This window comes from Pseudomonas sp. GXM4 (assembly GCF_008923895.1).
Classification (GTDB): domain Bacteria; phylum Pseudomonadota; class Gammaproteobacteria; order Pseudomonadales; family Pseudomonadaceae; genus Aquipseudomonas; species Aquipseudomonas atacamensis.
This window is the reverse complement of sequence record NZ_WBRZ01000146.1, coordinates 1-14,003: the sequence shown is the minus strand read 5'-3', so window position 1 is coordinate 14,003 and position 14,003 is coordinate 1. Positions and strand designations below refer to the sequence as shown.

The 14,003-nt window shown below is 61.8% G+C and carries 11 protein-coding genes; all 11 read left to right on the top strand.

All coding sequences use genetic code 11. From position 1 onward, the window contains the following. The first annotated feature begins 237 nt into the window (after positions 1-237). The 11 genes from F8N49_RS17735 (at position 238) to F8N49_RS17685 (ending at position 13,945) form a co-directional block, all read left to right on the top strand. Positions 238-1,860 (top strand): methyl-accepting chemotaxis protein, encoded by a 1,623-nt coding sequence (locus F8N49_RS17735; protein WP_071174505.1) that lies wholly within the window; start codon positions 238-240, stop codon positions 1,858-1,860. Further along, positions 1,860-2,396 carry a chemotaxis protein CheW gene (locus tag F8N49_RS17730; RefSeq protein ID WP_071174506.1) on the top strand — a complete coding sequence of 179 codons (537 nt, stop codon included), beginning with the start codon at positions 1,860-1,862 and terminating at the stop codon, positions 2,394-2,396. The genes F8N49_RS17735 and F8N49_RS17730 overlap by 1 nt, the downstream gene beginning before the upstream one ends. Next, entirely contained in the window at positions 2,393-3,664 is a 1,272-nt protein-coding gene (locus F8N49_RS17725; protein WP_071174507.1) for a CheR family methyltransferase, read from the top strand. Before F8N49_RS17730 ends, F8N49_RS17725 begins: the two co-directional genes overlap by 4 nt. After that, on the top strand, positions 3,661-4,344 hold the full coding sequence (locus tag F8N49_RS17720) for a chemotaxis protein CheW (protein WP_071174508.1): 684 nt from the start codon (positions 3,661-3,663) through the stop codon (positions 4,342-4,344). Before F8N49_RS17725 ends, F8N49_RS17720 begins: the two co-directional genes overlap by 4 nt. Further along, positions 4,341-6,611 (top strand): hybrid sensor histidine kinase/response regulator, encoded by a 2,271-nt coding sequence (locus F8N49_RS17715; RefSeq protein WP_151551996.1) that lies wholly within the window; start codon positions 4,341-4,343, stop codon positions 6,609-6,611. The genes F8N49_RS17720 and F8N49_RS17715 overlap by 4 nt, the downstream gene beginning before the upstream one ends. After that, a complete protein-coding gene (locus F8N49_RS17710) occupies positions 6,608-7,618 on the top strand; it encodes a chemotaxis response regulator protein-glutamate methylesterase (protein ID WP_071174510.1) in 1,011 nt (336 codons plus the stop codon). Before F8N49_RS17715 ends, F8N49_RS17710 begins: the two co-directional genes overlap by 4 nt. A 48-nt stretch (positions 7,619-7,666) precedes the next feature. Continuing rightward, positions 7,667-8,668: a PleD family two-component system response regulator gene (locus tag F8N49_RS17705; RefSeq protein ID WP_151551995.1), complete on the top strand. Its 1,002-nt coding sequence runs from the start codon at positions 7,667-7,669 to the stop codon at positions 8,666-8,668. Between the two features lie 308 nt (positions 8,669-8,976). Next, positions 8,977-10,072, top strand: a protein-coding gene (prfB, locus tag F8N49_RS17700; RefSeq protein WP_099758102.1) for a peptide chain release factor 2 whose coding sequence is annotated in 2 segments (ribosomal slippage) — positions 8,977-9,048 and positions 9,050-10,072 — 1,095 coding nt in all. Because the reading frame shifts where the segments join, the coding sequence is not laid out codon by codon here. Between the two features lie 79 nt (positions 10,073-10,151). After that, positions 10,152-11,654: a lysine--tRNA ligase gene (gene lysS / locus F8N49_RS17695; protein ID WP_024011743.1), complete on the top strand. Its 1,503-nt coding sequence runs from the start codon at positions 10,152-10,154 to the stop codon at positions 11,652-11,654. A 105-nt stretch (positions 11,655-11,759) separates the two neighbouring features. Continuing rightward, positions 11,760-12,473, top strand: coding sequence for a TetR/AcrR family transcriptional regulator (locus F8N49_RS17690; protein WP_016771505.1), 714 nt, complete (start codon positions 11,760-11,762; stop codon positions 12,471-12,473). Positions 12,474-12,694: 221 nt separating this feature from the next. Beyond that, the gene (locus F8N49_RS17685; protein ID WP_166554750.1) at positions 12,695-13,945 is read left to right on the top strand and encodes a flavohemoglobin expression-modulating QEGLA motif protein; all 1,251 of its coding nucleotides are present in this window, start codon (positions 12,695-12,697) and stop codon (positions 13,943-13,945) included. Positions 13,946-14,003 lie beyond the last annotated feature (58 nt).

Genomic DNA, 14,003 nt, shown 5'->3' with positions numbered 1-14,003 from the left:
TTCTTGCGCACTTGGCTGCAGGGCTTGCGCCGCTTGGGCTACAGCGGATTTAGGCCCTGAAATATTACGGGCTACTGCGCAACTTCTTGCGCAGTTGGGGATTTGCCGGGACCGCGATGTTGCCTTCGCGAGCAGGCTCGCTCCCCCAGGGACAGTGCTGCCAGCGAAAGCGTCTTATAAATGAAACACCGCCCTCGGCTATACTCCCCGCATTTCGATCAGGCACGAGGATTCACTGTGAAGAACTGGACGTTGCGCCAACGCATTTTGGCGAGCTTTGCGGTGATTATCGCCATCATGCTGTTGATGGTGGTGCTGTCCTACTCGCGGTTGTTGAAGATCGAGGCCAGTGAAAACAGCGTGCGCGACGATGCCATCCCCGGCGTCTATTACAGCTCGATGATTCGTGGTGCATGGGTCGACAGTTATTTGCAGACGCAAGAGCTGCTCGGCCTCAAGGAAGGCCAGGGCGTTTCCAGCGAAGACGCAGCGGACTACAAGGCGTTCGAGGCGCGTCTGCAAGAGCAGATGGCCAACTATCGCAAGACCATGGCCACCGATGAAGACCGATCCGAATTCGCCTTGTTCGAGAAGTACCACGACACCTACATCCAGATTCAGGATGCCGTGCTGGATCTGCACAAGCGCAATCTGGAAGCCGATGCCATCAAGCTGTTCAACGAGAAACTGACCCCGGCGTGGTACACCGGGCGGATGAAACTCAACGACATCATTGGCGAAAACAAAGTCGTCGCTGATAACGCCATGGCCAACATCGACGATGCGGTCGCAACGGCCAAAGTCAGCATGGTCATTTCCCTGCTGGTCGCGGTACTGGTCGCCGGCCTCTGCGGTCTGCTGTTGATGCGCGCGATCATGGCGCCGATGAACCGCATCGTGACCATCCTCGACATCATGCGCACCGGCGATCTGAGTTCGCGCCTGAACCTCGATCGCAAGGACGAATTCGGCGCGGTCGAAACCGGCTTCAACGACATGATGACCGAGCTGACGTCGCTGGTATCCCAGGCCCAGCGCTCCTCGGTGCAGGTGACCACCTCGGTCACCGAGATCGCCGCCACTTCCAAGCAGCAACAGGCCACCGCCACCGAAACCGCAGCGACCACCACCGAAATAGGCGCAACCTCCCGTGAGATCGCCGCGACTTCGCGGGATCTGGTGCGCACCATGACCGAAGTGTCCACCGCTGCCGATCAGGCCTCGGTACTCGCCGGCTCCGGCCAGCAAGGCCTGGCGCGCATGGAAGACACCATGCACTCGGTCATGGGCGCGGCGGATCTGGTCAACGCCAAACTGGCGATCCTCAACGAGAAGGCCGGCAACATCAATCAGGTGGTGGTGACCATCGTCAAGGTGGCCGACCAGACCAACCTGCTGTCGCTCAACGCGGCGATCGAAGCCGAGAAGGCCGGCGAGTACGGTCGCGGTTTTGCCGTAGTCGCCACCGAAGTCCGGCGTCTGGCCGATCAGACCGCCGTGGCCACGTACGACATTGAACAGATGGTCCGCGAGATCCAGTCGGCGGTGTCGGCCGGGGTGATGGGCATGGACAAGTTTTCCGAAGAAGTACGCCGCGGCATGTCGGAAGTGCAGCAGGTCGGCGAGCAGCTGTCGCAGATCATCCATCAGGTGCAGGCACTGGCGCCGCGCGTGCTGATGGTCAACGAAGGCATGCAGGCCCAGGCCACCGGCGCCGAGCAGATCAACCATGCGCTGGTGCAGTTGGGCGATGCCAGCAGCCAGACCGTCGAATCGCTGCGTCAGGCCAGTTTCGCCATCGACGAACTGAGCCAGGTGGCCGTCGGCCTGCGCAGCGGCGTTTCGCGATTCAAAGTCTGATGAGCGAAATCATCGCCAAGCGTGGCGCCGCGCCAGTGGCGAAGCAGGCGCTGTTTCTGCTGTTTCGCATCGGCAGCGAACGCTACGCCCTGCGTGCCACCGAAGTGGCCGAAGTGCTGCCGCGCCTGCCGTTGAAGCCGATTGCCCGGGCGCCGCACTGGGTAGCCGGGGTGTTCGCCTATCGCGGGGCGGTGGTGCCGGTGATCGACCTCAGTGCGCTGACTTTTGGCCAGGCCGCCGAGGCGCGGACCAGCACGCGGCTGGTGCTGGTCAATTATCAGCCGGATCAAGCCCAAGCAGCGCAATGGCTCGGGCTGATTCTTGAGCAGGCCACGGACACGCTGCGCTGTCATCCGCAAGATTTCCAGCCCTACGGCCTCGATAACCGCGAGGCGCCGTACCTCGGCCCGGTGCGCGAAGATGCGCAGGGATTGCTGCAATGGGTGCGGGTCAATGACTTGCTCGATGACGCCGTGCGCAGTTTGCTGTTCCCCGATCCGCCGCGTGATCCGGCGCAGCTTGAGGCGCAGCCATGAGCAATGAGCAGCGCTTTTTCGATTTCCTCAAGGAACGCATCGGCCTCGATGTCGCGTCGGTGGGCGCGGCGATCATCGAGCGCGCCGTGCGCCAGCGCACCACGCTGTCCCAGGCCGCCCACGCCGACGAATACTGGCAGCTGTTGCAAGGCTCGCGGGATGAACAGCAGGCGCTGATCGAAGCGGTGATCGTTCCGGAAACGTGGTTTTTCCGTTATCCGGAATCCTTCGCCACCTTGGGCAAACTGGCCCGTCAGCGTCTCGCCGAGCTGAACAACATGCGCGCGTTGCGCATCCTCAGCCTGCCGTGCTCGACCGGTGAAGAACCCTACTCGATTGCCATGGCCTTGCTTGATGCCGGATTGCAGCCGCATCAGTTCAAGGTCGACGGCATGGACATCAGCCCGTTGTCGGTGGACAAGGCGCGCCGTGCTGTTTACGGCAAGAACTCGTTTCGCGGGCAGGATCTGCAATTTCGCGATCGGCATTTCATGCCTGAGCAGGACGGCCACCGGGTCAACGAATACGTTCGCGAGCAGGTGCGCTGGCAAGTCGGCAATGTCCTCGATCCGACACTGTTGGCGAGCGAGCCAGCCTTCGATTTCGTGTTCTGCCGCAACCTGCTGATCTACTTCGACCAGCCGACGCAAAAGCAGGTGTTCGAAGTGCTCAAGCGCCTGACCCATGCTGACGGCGTGCTGTTTATCGGCCCGGCGGAGGGCAGTCTGCTCGGGCGTTTGGGCATGCGCTCGATCGGCATCCCGCAGTCGTTCGCCTTCAGCCGTCACAGCGAGCCGCACCCCGAACCACTGCCGACGCCCAAACCGGTCGCCGTGCCGGTCAGCCAACCATTGCGCAGCGCGCCGCCAGCGCCAGTGCGCAATCGGCCGTTCGCTGCCGTGACGGCTTTGCCGGTAACGAAAAAAACTGCCAACCCCGACGCCGCGACGCTGCTGGCGCAAATCGCCGCATTGGCCAATGAAGGCAAAAGCGCCGAGGCCCGTGCCGCGTGCGAACAGTATCTGCGCAGCCATGAACCGGTGGCGCAGGTGTTCTATTGGCTCGGCCTGCTCAGCGATGTCGCCGGCCTGAGCCTCGAGGCCCAGGGTTTCTATCGCAAGGCCTTGTACCTCGAGCCGCAACACCCCGAAGCGCTGATGCACCTGGCCGCGTTGCTGCAGGCTCAGGGCGACACGGCGGGTGCCCGACGATTGCAGGAGCGCGCCGCCCGCAGCGAGCGCACCGCCGACAGTGAGCGTAAACGATGAGCGCGTCCGACACCTTGAACGTTACCCACGAAGACGCCCGCGCCATCGACGATTGCTGGAACCGCATCGGCATTCATGGCGACAAGTCCTGCCCGTTGCTGGAAGAGCACATTCATTGCCGCAACTGCTCGGTGTATTCCGCCGCCGCCACGCGCCTGCTCGACCGTTATTCGTTGCAGCAGGACCAGCGCGAAGCAGTGGTCAGCAAAGTCGAAATCGACGTCAAGACCCGCTCGCTGCTGATGTTTCGCCTCGGCGAGGAATGGCTCGGACTGGCCACGCGCACGCTTGTCGAAGTTGCGCCGTTGCAGGCGATACATTCGCTGCCGCACCAGCGCTCGCGGGCCTTGCTCGGCGTGGCCAATGTCCGTGGCGCACTGGTCGCGTGCCTGTCGCTGGTGGAATTGCTCGACCTCGACGGCAGCGTTGCGCCGGCCAGCGGCGGGCGAGTCATGCCGCGCATGCTGATCATCGCTGCCCATGGCGGGCCGGTGGTGGTGCCGGTGGACGAGGTCGACGGCATTCATGCCATCGACGAACGCATCCTCGATGCTGCGTCACAGTCCGGTGCGCAGGCCAGTGCCAAGTACACCCGTGGCGTTCTGCAATATCGCGGTCGCAGCCTGCGCTGGCTGGATGAAGAACAGCTGTTGTCCGCCGTGACCCGGAGCCTGACATGACCCCCGAGCAAATGCGCGACGCCTCCCTGCTCGAACTGTTCAGCCTCGAAGCCGAAGCCCAGACCCAAGTGCTCAGCGCCGGGCTGCTGGCGCTGGAGCGCAATCCGACCCAGGCCGATCAACTGGAATCGTGCATGCGCGCGGCGCACTCGCTCAAAGGTGCGGCGCGGATCGTTGGTATCGACAGCGGCGTCAGCGTCGCCCACGTCATGGAAGATTGCCTGGTCAGCGCCCAGGAAGGGCGTTTGTTGCTGCGTCCCGAGCACATCGACGCGTTGTTGCAGGGCACCGACCTGCTGATGCGCATCGCCACGCCGGCCAATGCGCCGCAACCTGCTGACATTGAAGCCTACGTGACGCTGATGGGGCGTTTGCTCGATCCTTCGGCGCCAGCCGCTGTGGTTGCCACGCCGCCGATGGCCGAGTTGCAGATCGAGCCCGCGCCAACAGCGACAGCGCCGATCATGGACGAGCCCGCCGAGCCGACCCCGCGTAAAAACAAACGCACCACCGAGGGCGGCGAGCGCGTCTTGCGCGTCACCGCCGAACGCCTGAACAGCCTGCTCGATCTGTCGAGCAAATCGCTGGTGGAAACCCAGCGTCTCAAGCCGCATCTGGCGACCATGCAGCGCCTCAAACGCATGCAGAACAACGGCCTGCGCGCACTGGAAAATCTCAATGTGCACCTGAAGGAGCATGCGCTGAGCCTGGAAGCGCTCGAGTCGCTGGAAGATGCGCGACGTTTGCTCGCCGAGTCGCAACAATTGCTCAGCGAGAAAAACGCCGAACTCGACGAGTTCGCCTGGCAGGCCAGCCAGCGTGCACAAGTGCTCTACGACACCGCGCTGGCCTGTCGTATGCGCCCGTTTGCCGACGTGTTGAGCGGGCAGGCGCGCATGGTTCGCGACCTCGGGCGCAGCCTTGGCAAGCAGGTGCGCCTGGAGATCGAAGGCGAGAAAACCCAGGTCGATCGCGACGTGCTGGAAAAGCTTGAAGCACCGCTGACTCATCTGCTGCGCAACGCCGTCGATCACGGCATCGAATCCCCGGAACAACGCCTGCTCAAGGGCAAGCCGGAAGAGGGCCTGATCCGCCTGCGCGCTTCCCACCAAGCCGGTTTGCTGGTGCTGGAATTGAGCGATGACGGCGGTGGCGTCGATCTGGAGAAAGTCCGCCGCAGCATCGTCGAACGGCAGTTATCCCCAGCCGAAACCGCAGCGCAATTGAGCGAAGAGGAACTGCTGACCTTCCTGTTTCTGCCGGGCTTCAGCCTGCGCGACAAAGTCACCGAAGTGTCCGGGCGTGGCGTCGGCCTGGATGCTGTTCAACACATGGTTCGCCAATTGCGTGGGGCCGTGGTGCTGGAGCAGACGGCGGCCGAGGGCAGCCGTTTCCATCTGGAAGTGCCGCTGACGCTTTCGGTGGTGCGCAGCCTCGTGGTGGAAGTCGGCGAAGAGGCTTACGCATTCCCGTTGGCGCACATCGAACGCATGTGCGATCTGGCGCCGGAAGACATTGTGCAGGTCGAGGGGCGTCAGCATTTCTGGCACGAAGGCCAGCATGTCGGGCTGGTTGCGGCCAGCCAGTTGCTCAATCGCCCGGCCAGTCAGAACGATGGCGCTACCCTGAAAGTCGTGGTGATCCGCGAGCGCGAGGCGATTTATGGGGTGGCGGTCGAGCGCTTCGTGGGTGAGCGCACGCTGGTAGTGTTGCCGCTGGACGGGCGTCTGGGCAAGGTTCAGGACATCTCCGCCGGGGCCTTGCTCGATGACGGCTCGGTGGTGCTGATCGTCGATGTCGAAGACATGCTGCGTTCGGTGGACAAACTGCTCAATACCGGGCGCCTGGAGCGCATTGCCCGCCACGGCAATCAAGCTGCCGAAGCGGCGCGCAAACGAATCTTGGTGGTCGACGATTCGCTGACCGTGCGTGAGCTGCAACGCAAACTGCTGCTTAATCGTGGCTACGACGTCGCGGTCGCAGTGGACGGCATGGATGGCTGGAATGCGCTGCGCTCGGAGAACTTCGATCTGCTGATCACCGACATCGACATGCCGCGCATGGACGGCATCGAGCTGGTCACGCTGCTGCGCCGCGACAACCGTCTGCAATCGCTGCCGGTGATGGTCGTGTCATACAAGGATCGCGAAGAAGACCGCCGCCGTGGACTGGATGCCGGCGCCGACTATTATCTAGCCAAAGCCAGTTTTCATGACGACGCCCTGCTCGATGCAGTGGTCGAGCTCATCGGAGGAGCGCGGACATGAGGATCGCAATCGTCAACGACATGCCCTTGGCGGTGGAGGCTCTGCGCCGGGCGCTGGCCTTCGAGCCGGCGCATCAGGTGATCTGGGTCGCCAGCAACGGCGCCGAGGCGGTGCAACGCTGCGCCGAGTGCACGCCAGACCTGATTTTGATGGATCTGATCATGCCGATCATGGACGGCGTCGAAGCCACGCGGCGGATCATGGCCGAAACGCCGTGCGCGATCGTCATCGTCACCGTCGACCGCCAGCAGAACGTGCACCGCGTGTTCGAGGCCATGGGCCACGGCGCGCTGGACGTGGTCGACACGCCGGCGATCGGCGCCGGCAATGCCCAGGAAGCGGCGGCGCCGTTGTTGCGCAAGATCCTCAACATCGGCTGGCTGATCGGCGACAAGGCGCCACGTGCGCGCCCGGCGCCGAGTACGCCGCGCAGTTCGCCGTCACGTCAGCGGCTAGTGGCGATCGGTTCGTCTGCCGGTGGGCCGGCGGCGCTGGAAGTGTTGCTCAAAGGCCTGCCGAGAGATTTTTCCGCCGCGATCGTGCTGGTGCAGCATGTCGATCAGGTGTTCGCCGCCGGCATGGCCGAATGGCTGGCCAGCGCCAGCGGCCTCGATGTGCGTCTGGCCCGTGAAGGCGAGCCGCCGCAAAGTGGCGCGGTGCTGCTGGCCGGGACCAATCACCATATTCGCCTGTTGAAAAACGGCACGCTGGCCTACACCGCCGAACCGGTCAACGAGATCTATCGCCCCTCGATCGACGTGTTTTTCGAGAGCGTCGCCAGTTACTGGAACGGTGACGCCGTCGGGGTTTTATTGACCGGGATGGGGCGCGATGGCGCGCAAGGGCTTAAGCTCATGCGCCAGCAGGGTTATTTGACCATCGCCCAGGATCAGCACAGCAGTGCGGTGTACGGCATGCCCAAGGCTGCCGCGGCGATCGATGCCGCGGTGGAAATCCGCCCGCTGGAAAAGATAGCGCCACGATTGCTGGAGATTTTCCCCAAATGAACAGGTTGATCGGCAATCCAGGCCCCCGCAGTACTCAGGTGACCGCTCATGAATGATTTACAGATCGACGACATTAAAACCGACGAAAACGCCGCCATGGTGTTGTTGGTGGATGATCAGGCGATGATCGGCGAAGCGGTGCGCCGTGGGCTGTCGAATCAGGAAAACATCGACTTCCACTTCTGCTCCGACCCGCAGCAGGCCATCGCCCAGGCGGTGCGGATCAAGCCGACGGTGATCCTCCAGGACCTGGTGATGCCCGGCCTCGATGGCCTGAGCCTGGTGCGCGAATACCGCAATCACCCGGCGACCAGGGACATCCCGATCATCGTCCTCTCGACCAAGGAAGACCCGCTGATCAAGAGCGCGGCGTTTTCCGCTGGCGCCAACGATTATCTGGTGAAACTGCCGGACACCATCGAACTGGTCGCGCGGATCCGCTACCACTCGCGTTCCTACATGACATTGCTGCAACGCGACGCCGCGTACCGTGCGTTGCGGGTCAGCCAGCAGCAGTTGCTCGACACCAATCTGGTGCTGCAACGGCTGATGAACTCCGATGGCCTGACCGGGCTGTCCAACCGTCGTCACTTTGACGAGTACCTGGAACTGGAGTGGCGCCGTTCGCTGCGCGATCAGACGCAGCTTTCACTGCTGATGATCGACGTCGATTACTTCAAGTCGTACAACGACAGTTTTGGCCACGTTGAAGGCGATGAAGCGTTGCGCAAGGTCGCCGCAGCCATCCGTGACGCCAGCTCGCGACCGTCGGATCTGCCGGCGCGTTACGGCGGCGAGGAGTTTGTGCTGGTCCTGCCAAACACTTCGCCGGGCGGCGCGCGGCTGTTGGCCGAAAAACTGCGCCAGACTGTGGCGGCGCTGAAAATTCCGCACAACACGCCGGCCGAGGGTTCCAGTCTGACCATCAGCATCGGTCTGGCGACCATGGTGCCGCAGGCGGGCAGTGATTGCCGGCTGCTGATTTCGGCGGCGGATCGCGGCTTGTATCTGGCCAAGAACAATGGGCGCAATCAGGTCGGGATCGAGTAACGGCCGATGCCCTCACCCCAGCCCTCTCCCGGAGGGAGAGGGGGCCGACCGAGGTGTCTCGGGCCAGACATCGACCTGAGAGATCGCAGCGATTGTGGATCTTCAGGCTTGGCGATCACGGATTCGGCGAAGCCATTCTATTTCGGCGTATGTTTCAAATATCCCCCGATCGGTCCCCTCTCCCTCCGGGAGAGGGCTAGGGTGAGGGCAGCAATCTCGGCCCATTCACCGCCAGACGGGCTGCCGCGACAGCCTGTTTACGTTATACTCGCCGGCTTTCAAAAGTTCGCCAACGAGTGCTGCCCGTCATGGAAATCAACCCGATCCTGAACACCATCAAGGACCTGTCCGAGCGCTCCGAAACTATTCGGGGGTATCTTTGACTACGATCAAAAGCATGAGCGTCTGACCGAGGTCAACCGCGAGCTTGAAGATCCGAGTGTCTGGAACAAACCTGAATACGCCCAGGAGCTGGGCCGCGAGCGTGCCGCGCTGGCGCAGATCGTCGACACCCTCGACGAACTGAACGGCGGTCTGGCCGATTGCCGCGACCTGCTGGACATGGCCGTCGAAGAGAACGACGAAGGCGCAGTGGGCGATGTCGTCGCCGAGCTGGCTCGTCTCGAGGAAAATCTGGCCAAGCTGGAATTCCGCCGCATGTTCAGCCATGAAATGGACCCGAACAACGCCTACCTGGACATCCAGGCCGGTTCCGGCGGTACCGAAGCGCAGGACTGGGCCAACATCCTGTTGCGCATGTACCTGCGCTGGGCCGACAAACGCGGTTTCGACGCGACCATCATGGAACTGTCCGCCGGTGAAGTCGCCGGGATCAAGGGCGCGACCGTGCACATCAAGGGCGAATACGCCTTTGGCTGGCTGCGTACCGAGATCGGCGTGCACCGTCTGGTGCGCAAGAGCCCGTTCGACTCCGGCAACCGTCGTCACACCTCGTTCTCCGCTGTTTTCGTCTCGCCAGAGATCGATGACAAGGTGGAAATCGAAATCAACCCGGCAGACCTGCGGATCGACACCTATCGTTCCTCCGGTGCCGGTGGTCAGCACGTAAACACCACCGACTCGGCCGTACGTATCACCCACGTACCGACCAACACCGTGGTCAGCTGCCAGAACGAGCGTTCCCAGCACGCCAACAAGGACACCGCGATGAAAATGCTGCGGGCCAAGTTGTACGAGCAGGAAATGCAGAAGCGCAATGCGGCCTCGCAGGCGCTGGAAGACACCAAGTCGGATATCGGCTGGGGTCACCAGATTCGCTCTTACGTGCTCGATGCCTCGCGGATCAAGGATCTGCGTACCAACATCGAACGCAGCGATTGCGACAAGGTGCTCGATGGCGACATCGATGAGTACCTGGAAGCCAGCCTGAAATCCGGCCTGTAACACCCTCTGTGGGAGCGGGCTCGCCCGCGATCCCCAGTCGAAGGCTGGGGGCAACGAACCTGATGGAATACTTAAAGACATGAGCGACCTACAACTCGACCCGCAAGCCCTGCAACAGGAAGAAAACTCCCTGATCGCCCTGCGCAAGGAAAAGCTTGCTGCCGAGCGCGCCAAGGGCAATGCCTTCCCGAACGACTTCCGCCGCGACAACTACTGCGATGCCTTGCAGAAACAGTACGCGGACAAGACCAAGGAAGAACTGGCAGAGGCTGCAATCCCGGTCAAGGTTGCCGGTCGCATCATGCTCAACCGTGGCTCGTTCATGGTGATCCAGGACATGACCGGGCGCATTCAGGTCTACGTCAACCGCAAGACGCTGTCCGAAGAAACCCTGGCCGCGGTGAAAACCTGGGACATGGGCGACATCATTGCTGCCGAAGGCACCCTGGCGCGTTCCGGCAAGGGCGACCTGTACGTTGAAATGACCAACGTGCGCCTGCTGACCAAGTCGCTGCGTCCGCTGCCGGACAAGCACCACGGCCTGACCGACACCGAACAGCGCTACCGTCAGCGTTACGTCGACCTGATCGTCAACGAAGACGTGCGCCAGACCTTCCGCGTGCGTTCGCAAGTGATCGCGCACATCCGCAGCTTCCTGATGAAGCGCGACTTCCTCGAAGTCGAAACGCCGATGCTGCAGACCATTCCCGGCGGCGCCGCAGCCAAGCCGTTCGAAACTCACCACAACGCGCTGGACATGGAAATGTTCCTGCGTATCGCGCCAGAGCTGTATCTGAAGCGTCTGGTGGTTGGCGGTTTTGAAAAGGTCTTCGAGATCAACCGCAACTTCCGTAACGAAGGCGTTTCGACTCGTCACAACCCTGAGTTCACCATGTTGGAGTTCTATCAGGCGTACGCCGATTACGAAGACAACATGGATCTGACCGAAGAACTGTTCCGCGAGCTGGCGCAGCTGGTGCTGGGCAGCACCGACGTGCCGTACGGCGACAAGGTGTTCCACTTCGGCGAGCCGTTCGTGCGTCTGTCGGTGTTCGACTCGATCCTCAAGTACAACCCTGAGCTGACTGCCGATGATCTGAACGACATCGACAAGGCTCGCGCCATCGCCAAGAAGGCCGGCGCCAAGGTGCTGGGCTTCGAAGGGCTGGGCAAATTGCAGGTGATGATTTTCGAAGAGCTGGTCGAGCACAAGCTGGAGCAGCCGCACTTCATCACTCAGTACCCGTTCGAAGTGTCGCCGCTGGCCCGTCGCAACGACGAGAACCCGAACGTCACCGACCGCTTCGAGCTGTTCATCGGTGGTCGTGAAATCGCCAATGCCTACTCCGAGTTGAACGACGCCGAAGATCAGGCCGAGCGCTTCATGGCGCAGGTGGCCGACAAGGACGCCGGCGACGACGAAGCCATGCACTACGACGCCGACTTCGTCCGTGCGCTGGAGTACGGCATGCCGCCAACCGCCGGCGAAGGTATCGGCATCGATCGTCTGGTGATGTTGCTCACCAACTCGCCGTCGATCCGCGATGTGATCCTGTTCCCGCACATGCGACCGCAAGCGTAAACGTTTCAGTTAAAAAGCCGCCTAAAACAGGCGGCTTTTTATTGCCTGTCTGGTACAAATGTATCAATTGGTTAATTTGGCATTAGTAGAGGAAGTGCTGTCGTGATGGGTGCATTAGCTCAAGAAGGTGCAGCGGGTATCGCCACTGCGGTCGCTGAAAGTGTTCAGTACCAGGGCCGCAAGGCCAGCCGACAGGGCAGTGAGCAGCGTCGCCAGGACATTCTCGACGCCGCGATGCGCATTGTCGTGCGCGACGGCGTGCGTGCCGTGCGCCATCGTGCGGTCGCGGCGGAGGCCGGCGTGCCGCTGTCGGCGACCACGTATTACTTCAAGGACATCGATGACCTGCTCACCGATACCTTCGCCCAATACGTTGAACGCAGCGCGGCGTACATGGCCAAGTTGTGGATCAATAACGAGGGTCTGTTGCGCGAAATGGTGGTCAGCGCCGACGGCAGCCCGGAGTCGCGCTCGCAACTGGCCGATGACATCGCGCGGCTGATGGCCGATTACGTGCACCGGCAATTGATCAATCGGCGCGAGCATCTGATGGCCGAGCAGGCGTTCCGCCAGGAAGCGCTGCTCAACCCGCGTCTGGCCATTCTGGTGCGCTCCCACCAGCAGATTCTGCTGCAGGGCACCTGCCAGTTGTTCCAGGTACTGGGCTCGCGTGAACCGCAGCAGGATGCCAAGGTGTTGACGGCGATTATCGGGCGGATGGAATATCAGGGCCTGCTCAACGACGCCGAGCCTCTGGCCGAAGAGGACATGCTCGGGATTCTGACGCGGTATATGCACCTGGTGCTGGCGTCGGTCTAGCGTTTCACGCTACACCCTGCGGGAGCGAGCCGTTGATGATCGCTCCCTCGCTCCGCGTGGGAATGCATCCTGTGACGCTCTGCGTCACGCAGCAAAAAGGGACGCGGAGCGTCCCGGGCGACATTCCCACGCAGAGCGTGGGAACGATCAAAAGTCTGAGTTTCAGCACGTCAAGTTTTCTACAGGAGTTTCGGGTGGACGATTACCAGCAGACGATACGCATGTTGTCCGATCGCATTGTGCTGGCGCAGACGCCGATCCGCGTGCTCGATGCGGTCAAGTGGGACGACAACGTGCGCAAGGGCTTCCTCAAGGCCAAGGGCAAGGAAATGCCGGCGGTGGATCGCGACTACTACCTCAACCGCCCGCTGTCGTTCGATTCGAGCCAGGTCAAACTGGAATTCCAGAACATCGAGCGTGACATCACCCGCCAGCTCGGCCAGTTCAACCCGGTCGGGCAGATCATGCGGCGCATGTGCAAGGAATACCGCATGGTGGTGCGCATGCTCGAAGCGCGCGGCACCGAGGACTTCGGGCTGATCTCGCAGGAGCTGTACGGCGCGGCGTCCGATGCCTTCCACGCCGGTGACCCGACCCTCGCCGACCTCGGCCTGATGATGTCCGACTACCTGAACAACATCGACGGGCGCGGCGATCTGAAGGACGAGCCGAAAATCCTCACCGCCAAAGACGCGGTGCACCTGCTGCAGACCCGACTGAACAAGGTATTCGGTGAGGCCGAAGAAACCATTCGCGTGTTCGAGTCCGACGGCATCGTCGCCGACGCTGCGGCGGGCGCCGACTACATCAAGATCCGCACCGATGCGCTGTTCAACGACCGCGACGTGCGCGCACTGGAAGTCCACGAAGGTCTGGTGCACGTCGGCACTACGCTCAATGGCCTGAACCAGCCGATCTGCACGTTCCTGTCGAAAGGCCCGCCCTCGTCGACGGTGACCCAGGAAGGTCTAGCGATCCTGATGGAAATCATCACCTTCGCTTCTTACCCGAGTCGCCTGCGCAAACTGACCAACCGCACCCGTGCGATTCATATGGTCGAGGAGGGCGCCGACTTTTTGCAGATCTACGAATTCTTCCGCGAGCAGGGTTTCGAGATGGCCGAAAGCTACGGCAATGCCAGCCGGGTTTTCCGTGGCTCGACGCCGACCGGTCTGCCATTTACCAAAGACTTGTCCTACCTCAAGGGCTTCATCATGGTTTACAACTACATTCAGTTGGCCGTGCGCAAGGGCAAGCTCGAGCAGATTCCGTTGTTGTTCTGTGGCAAGACCACACTGGAAGACATGCGGACCTTGCGCCAACTGGTGGACGAAGGACTGGTGGTGCCGCCGAAATATCTGCCGGACCAGTTCCGGGACTTGAATGCGTTGTCGGCGTGGATGTGTTTCTCCAACTTCCTCAACCATTTGAGCCTGGACCGGATTGAGGCGGATTACTCCAATATCCTCTAGACCAAACACAATCCCCTGTGGGAGCTGGCTTGCCAGCGATTGCATTCTGTAAGTCAAT

Bases quoted from the DNA above. Each gene is read 5' to 3' on its own strand.
- F8N49_RS17730 (WP_071174506.1), top strand. From the start codon at position 1,860: ATGAGCGAAATCATCGCCAAGCGTGGCGCCGCGCCAGTGGCGAAGCAG.
- F8N49_RS17725 (WP_071174507.1), top strand. From the start codon at position 2,393: ATGAGCAATGAGCAGCGCTTTTTCGATTTCCTCAAGGAACGCATCGGC.
- F8N49_RS17720 (WP_071174508.1), top strand. From the start codon at position 3,661: ATGAGCGCGTCCGACACCTTGAACGTTACCCACGAAGACGCCCGCGCC.
- F8N49_RS17715 (WP_151551996.1), top strand. From the start codon at position 4,341: ATGACCCCCGAGCAAATGCGCGACGCCTCCCTGCTCGAACTGTTCAGC.
- F8N49_RS17710 (WP_071174510.1), top strand. From the start codon at position 6,608: ATGAGGATCGCAATCGTCAACGACATGCCCTTGGCGGTGGAGGCTCTG.
- F8N49_RS17705 (WP_151551995.1), top strand. From the start codon at position 7,667: ATGAATGATTTACAGATCGACGACATTAAAACCGACGAAAACGCCGCC.
- lysS (WP_024011743.1), top strand. From the start codon at position 10,152: ATGAGCGACCTACAACTCGACCCGCAAGCCCTGCAACAGGAAGAAAAC.
- F8N49_RS17690 (WP_016771505.1), top strand. From the start codon at position 11,760: ATGGGTGCATTAGCTCAAGAAGGTGCAGCGGGTATCGCCACTGCGGTC.
- F8N49_RS17685 (WP_166554750.1), top strand. From the start codon at position 12,695: ATGTTGTCCGATCGCATTGTGCTGGCGCAGACGCCGATCCGCGTGCTC.